Source organism: Pseudomonas sp., assembly GCF_050739655.1.
Lineage (GTDB): Bacteria > Pseudomonadota > Gammaproteobacteria > Pseudomonadales > Pseudomonadaceae > Aquipseudomonas.
Genome location: NZ_JBOIBY010000285.1, coordinates 1 through 1186, shown reverse-complemented (window position 1 = coordinate 1186; position 1186 = coordinate 1). Strand labels below are relative to the sequence as shown.

The window sequence follows — 1186 nt, the reverse complement described above, 5'->3', positions numbered from 1 at the left end:
GATTAGGGCCGAGCTGAAAATCTATCCTTACTCAGCAGGCGGTTATGGTTCGAGCATTGCAGGCTTCCTTAATGGCAGCGGTCCGCTAGGACAGTTGGCCAAGCCTGAAGCTCCGCGCTTTGTTGAGGGCTCGGGTCAGGCCATGAATACCATCCCACCCAATGATCTGTCGTACTACGCCATGCTGGATGCTTTGGTCCAGGAAGAACCGGCGTCTGCGCTTGATCCGGAAATCGCGGGACAGTTCAACGGTGTCGGTATAGCCAAAGGTAAAACTTTCAAACCCGACGAGCGGATGAACCGTCTGTTGGTTGACGCTGTTGCCGTCGGCAATGCTGCCGGACGGGTATTAAGTACTCTGCCACGACAGGAAGAAGGATTTCGTTACTACGATGATCCGAAGTCGCATTGGAGCAACCAGTTGTTCGTCGGTGGATATGAGTTTATGACACCGCCTCCCAGCATCACCAAGGAAGGCGTAAAGCCGTTTCCTGAGGATGGCGCACGCAAACTCAATGCCCGATCAGCCATGTTCTATGTAGCCACTGGTATCACGCCGGCAATGGTCATGCGCTTGCCCAACATTGGCTCACAGTACATTGGCAGCTTTGTCGATGCGAATGGTCAGCCGCTGGATGGAAGTAAAACCTACAAATTGACGTTACCACCGCATATTCCGGCAGGAAAATTCTGGTCCATCACGCTCTATGACAACCAGACGCGATCAATGCTGCAAACAAGCCAGCGCTATCCCCGTGCCGGGAGCCAAAGCTATCCAACCCCTGCGGCTGAAACCAACTCAGATGGCTCAACCACCATTTACGTTGGCCCCATCAAACCGTCAGGTGTAGCACCAGGTAATTGGATCGAAACGACTCCCGGCAATGGGTGGTGGACCATCTTGCGCTTTTACAACCCATTGCCTGCCTTCTTCGACAAAAGCTGGCAACCGGGTGAGTTCAAAGCGATAGATGTAAATCTGTGATCAATTGACACCGTTAATTTTTCGAACAGCGCTGATGTTAAAAAACAATGGCGATTACGAGGGTTTTCTGCCTTTCGCATGGCCTTAGAAAGTAATGCTCCTCTTCATTAGGGGAGCATCCTTTGAGTCACTGACTTTTGGCCGATTTCTGCCTGTCGTCACCGACAGCTATGGGTCGGAAAGCGACGATCTAGCCTAGGC

The 1186-nt window shown here is 52.1% G+C and carries 1 protein-coding gene; it reads left to right on the top strand.

Annotated features, from left to right (window positions below):
- Nucleotides 1-985 (top strand): DUF1214 domain-containing protein (locus ACRESJ_RS14055; protein ID WP_431758428.1); only part of this gene is annotated, 985 nt, incomplete at its 5' end.
- Nucleotides 986-1186 lie beyond the last annotated feature (201 nt).